The organism is Acetobacter suratthaniensis (assembly GCF_017377745.1).
Lineage (GTDB): Bacteria > Pseudomonadota > Alphaproteobacteria > Acetobacterales > Acetobacteraceae > Acetobacter > Acetobacter suratthaniensis.
Genome location: NZ_JAFVMG010000037.1, coordinates 1 through 5,000 on the forward strand (window position 1 = coordinate 1; position 5,000 = coordinate 5,000).

General features: G+C 58.3%; 3 protein-coding genes and 1 pseudogene. 3 read left to right on the plus strand and 1 reads right to left on the minus strand.

The genetic code is table 11. The features are described 5' to 3' along the window. Together J2D75_RS14080 and J2D75_RS14085 are read left to right on the plus strand one after the other, a co-directional pair. Positions 1-1,704, plus strand: a pseudogene (locus tag J2D75_RS14080) (lactate dehydrogenase); the annotation flags it as partial. A gap of 82 nt (positions 1,705-1,786) precedes the next feature. Next, positions 1,787-2,761, plus strand: coding sequence for a phosphoadenosine phosphosulfate reductase domain-containing protein (locus J2D75_RS14085; protein ID WP_207855414.1), 975 nt, complete (start codon positions 1,787-1,789; stop codon positions 2,759-2,761). A 50-nt stretch (positions 2,762-2,811) separates the two neighbouring features. Here J2D75_RS14085 and J2D75_RS14090 read toward each other — a convergent pair whose 3' ends face one another. Continuing rightward, positions 2,812-3,729: a DUF4238 domain-containing protein gene (locus J2D75_RS14090; protein WP_207855415.1), complete on the minus strand. Its 918-nt coding sequence runs from the start codon at positions 3,727-3,729 to the stop codon at positions 2,812-2,814. A 305-nt stretch (positions 3,730-4,034) separates the two neighbouring features. On the opposite strand from J2D75_RS14090, the gene J2D75_RS14095 reads away from it, so the two are divergent. Then, the coding region (locus tag J2D75_RS14095; protein WP_207855416.1) for a ParB/RepB/Spo0J family partition protein at positions 4,035-5,000 on the plus strand (966 nt) is incomplete at its 3' end.

Here is a 5,000-nt window from a genome sequence, read left to right on the forward strand (position 1 = left end):
ACGCGCTTTACCGAGTTTGTGAATGTCGCGGACCTTATGGCCCTCTATCGTGACTTCGCCGATGTGGTGCAGCAGGATGATCTGCGCCGCTACGTGACCCTGCCCGCCGTCAAGGGTGGTCACCGTCAGATTGTTGTGGCCCCGGTCCATGCGCGCTTCCGTGGCTATCAGAAGACGCTGGCCGAGCGGATCACCGCGATTGAGAACCGTAAGGGCAAACCCCAGAAGGGCGATGACATCCTGCTCTCCGTCATGGGGGATGCCCGCCATGCCGCCCTTGATCTGCGCTTTGTCGGCTGGGGCCGGGCAGGGGAGGGGGAAGACAGCAAGCTTGATCTGATGATCCGCAACGTCTTCGCCATCTGGGAGGAGAGTGCGCAGAACCGATACACCAATCCCGAGACCGGCCAGCCTTACGCCCAGCCCGGTGCGGTGCAGATGATTTTCTCGGATCTGGGCACCGTGGGCGCGCAAGGCAAGCGGGGCTTCTCTGCCTATCTGTGGATCCGTGACGAGCTGGTGCGCATGGGCGTGCCGCGCGAGCAGATCGCCTTCATGCAGGACTACAAGAAGGCCGAAGCCAAGCAGCGCCTGTTCGGCGACCTCAATGCCGGACGCAAGCGTATCCTGATTGGCAGCACCCAGACCATGGGCACGGGGGTCAACGCCCAGCAGCGGCTTCTGGCCCTGCACCATCTGGATGTGCCCTGGCTGGTCTCGGACATCATCCAGCGTGAAGGGCGCATCGAGCGGCAGGGCAACCAGAACCCCGAAATCCGGATTTATGCCTATGCGCAGGAAGGCTCGGTGGACGCCACCAACTGGCAGCTGCTCGAACGCAAGCTGCGTTTCATCGCCATGGCGATGTCTGGCGATCGCTCCATCCGGCGCGTGGAAGATCTGGACAGCGATGGCAACCAGTTCGCCATGGCCAAGGCGCTGGCCTCGGGCGATATGCGGCTCATGCAGAAAGCCGGTCTGGAAGCAGAGCTTGCGCGGCTCGAACGTCTCTATGCGGCGCATTACGACGACCAGTTCGCGGTGCGGCGGGCCGTCCAGCAGGCCGAGCGTGACATCGCCTGGGCGCAGGCACGGGTTCCGTTGATCGAGGCTGATCTGGCGGCCCGTGTGACCACGCGGGGCGACGCCTTCCGCTTCGAGACCGAGCGCGGTGTGATCACCGAGCGTGAGAAGGCTGGTGCGTTCCTGCTGGCCCAGATCCGTCTCGCCGTCAGGAACGCACAGGAGGGAAGGTGGACGCTTGGCCGCATCGGCGGCTTTGCCATCACGTTGGATGCCGTCAGCCGCCAGCGTTTCACCGAGGACAAGGTGGTGACGGAGGCAGGGCTATCCATCGCCTTCGCGCATGCCACGGTGGACATCGCCGTGGATCAGGAAACGAAACCTCTGGGGCTGGTGGCCCGCATCGAGAACCTTGTGCTGCGTCTTGATGCGGAGCTGGCCGACACCCAGAAAATCCGTGACGAGGCGACCCGCCGTCTGCCTGCCTATCAGGCCCGGCTTGGTGCGCCGTTCCGCGATCAGGCCCTGCTCGATGAGAAGCGCAACGCGCTGGCAGACCTCGAAGCCGATCTCGCGGCCACCAGCGGGGCAGGGGATGAGGAGGAGGCACCGGCCAATGATGACATGCCCATGACCGATCAGACTATGGAGGCGGACAGCCCCCTCAGGGACGCGGCCTGATCCCGCTGTGCCGTCCGGCGTCACAACGCCGGGCGGCATACTGGAGCGAGCATGAAACCACATCCCTGAAAGGCGCTGCATCATGGAGCAGATCGACGTTACCAGCTATGACCGGATCATTGTCGCCTGTAGCGGTGGCAAGGACAGTGTTGCGACCCTGCTGCATCTTCTGGACTGCGGTGCCCCGGTGGACCGTATGGAGCTATGGCACCACGATGTGGACGGGCAGGGGGAGGCCTTCATGGACTGGCCTTCCACCACGCCCTATGTCCACGCTTTGGCCAACCACTTCGAAATACCCTGTTACCTGTCCTGGCGCGAAGGGGGGCTGAAGGGCGAGATCCTGCGTGATGGCGTGCCCACCGCCGCCGTGCTGTGTGAGACCCCCGCTGGGCTCGTGCGGCGTGGCGGTGCAGGCCCTGTCGGCACCCGGCTGCGGTTTCCGCAGGTCAGTGCCAGCCTCAGCACGCGCTATTGCAGTGCGACCGCCAAGATCGATGTGGCGGATATGGCCTTACGCGCACAGGATCGGTTTCTGGGGAGCCGCACGCTGTTCGTCACTGGAGAGCGCGCCGAGGAAAGTCCGAACCGTGCGCGTTACGCCGTGTTTGGCCCGCATCGCACGGACACGCGCGACAGTCGGCGCAGATGCAGGCTTGTCGATCACTATAGGCCGGTACACGCATGGAACGAGACGGAAATCTGGGCCATCCTGCAGCGTTATGGCGTGATCCCGGCCCTTCCTTACCAGCTTGGTTTCGGGCGGCTCTCCTGCGCCTTATGCGTGTTTATGAGTGTGAATCAGGCGGCAACCCTGCGGCACATTATGCCCGAGCGTTTTACAGCATTGGCCGCGCTGGAGCAGACGTTTGGGTGCACCATGAAACGTGAGTGTGGCCTACACCAGTATGCCGACAGGGGCGTGGTCTATGCGGCGGCGCTGGCACGGCCGTATCTGGTGGCCCGCGCACTGGAGCGCCAGTGGTACGGGCCGATTGTCACTTCACGCTGGGTTTTGCCCACTGGGGCGTTTGGGGAAAGTGCGGGGCCGGGGTAGCGGTTGATCTATTACGTATATGACCGCCATAACGGCAGAAACCATCGTTATTAGCTAGCTCCTTTTGCAGATAACTGTTCGGCTACATGTTGGATTACAGATTTTCGCGGATTTTTCCCAAAATGGGTCTGAATGAACGCCTCCTGATCAGTATCACGAGCCGCCACAAACACTTTAGCGCCCTCGACGATCTGCATGTTGACCTTATGGAGCAACGATCCAGCTAATCCTTTAATCTGTAAAAATGTTGCGGCATTGTTTGTCGCTAAAAAGAGTTTTGTCGGACTGATAGGCAGAGCAATATAGCCATTCCACAGCTTGATGCCTTTTGGCATCAACAGTGGTTCATCTGACAAAAGAAAAGACCCGTTAGAAATTTCAAGGACATTCCAATGCATATTAACGATGTATTGGCCTAGTTCCTTGTTTTGAATGACGTTTGTAAGAGCATAGAATGGTTCTTGCTCCAATGTTACTGGGAGGTTAATCGCTAGATATTCGGCATAAGTGTCGGGATCTTTTGGTCGTTTGGTTTTTTCATACTCAGCCTGAACCTCGCAGCATTTTGGATCACTCTCATATGTCGCGGTAACGGCTGTTTTATAGGCAGAAAAACTATCTGGTGTCCGAAGATCTAGTGCCAGGATAAAAGTAACCCACGCTACCCGATCATTACTGGTAAGTTTATTGAAACCTTCTTCGGTGAGCAATTTTCTGTGAGCAATAGCGGCAAGATCGTCAATGGGCTTCATTACCTTTATCTCGACTTCTTGCGCTAACTCGTCTGGTAGCTTTGGTATTTTGTATAAGCCCTCCTTAAACCCTGTGGCTTTTGCAGGTTTACAATAACGGCTGATCTTCCCAGGGATCGGTTGAGTGTAGCGATATAGTTTCCCGCCTATAGTCCACTGTTCCAGAAGGAATTGTGGAATGTAATGGTGCTTCCTAGGGGGATTATCGGATTTCATTCTACCATACTTTTATGACCAAAGCCGCAATTACAAGAATAGCAGTAATTATCGTCATTGAGAAAGGGCGGCACACAAATTCAACTATATACCGAATATTTTGGAACAAAAAAGGTTAACGAATCAAGAATGAGCTGCCACAGCTTGTGCGGGCGCGCAAGCGCCAGGCAGTGCGCGCCTGACGGCGCGGCCTTGCCCGCCCGCACAAGCTGCGACCGCGCGGAGAACATCAGGAGATTGTAAAAAGAGCAGATAAGCTCTGACGCAATCGCCTGCCAGTTTTCCCCATGATCAGGAGCCTCTCCATGGAACTGCGCGTCGTCGATCCGAAAACCCTTCTCGACAATCCCGAAAACCCCCGCACCTCGGCCCCCAATGTCGAGGCCGACCGACGCCTTGCCCATAACATCAAGGTGGTGGGACTGCTGCAGGCGCCGCTGGTGCGCGAACTGCCTGACGGCCAGTTGATGATCGTGGCGGGGCACCGCCGCCGTCGCGCCTGCGTTCTTGCGAAAATGCGTGAAATGCACGTCATTGTCACATCCGCCGATGAAAAACTGGATGGGCTGGCAGCCGGTTCCGAAAACATCATCCGCGAGGCAATGACGCAAAGTGAACAATGGCGCTTTGTCGATAAGGCCCGCCGCGAGAAATCGCATACAGACGCTCAGCTTGCCCGCGCATTGATGGTCACACCTGCCTATCTGAAACGCCTCTCACTTCTGGCGGGTCTGCATGACCCGATCCTGCATGCCATCGACATGGGCCGTGGCCCGGACTTCAACGATCTGAAAGTGATTGCCGCAGCTCCGGTAGAAGAGCAGCGTGCGGCATGGGCTGAAATGTTTGAGGATATGGTCGAGGAGGATGCTGATCCGGCCGAGTATCGCCTGAACGCCGAAGATCCAGAGGACACCGTGCCCTGGCGCGAACTTTCCCGTTACCTGAAACAGGCTCGTTATATGGCGGCAGATGCCCGCTTTGATGACGCCATAGCCAAAGACTGCGGTGTAGTCTGGGCCGAAGATCTGTTTGGTGAGGGCGGAAAGGATAACCGCTTTACCGAGGATGGCCCGGCTTTTGCCGCCGCACAGGAACAGTGGCTGGCCGAGTGTCTGCCCGAGGGTGGGGTCAGGATGGAGACCGGCGAGTACGGGCAGGCGGCGGCTCCAGATGGCTATAAGCGGGTGTCGAACTGGATGACGGCTGAGGAAACCGATGTGATGGGATATTTCCTCAACCCCAACACCCTGAAGATCGACGAAATCCCG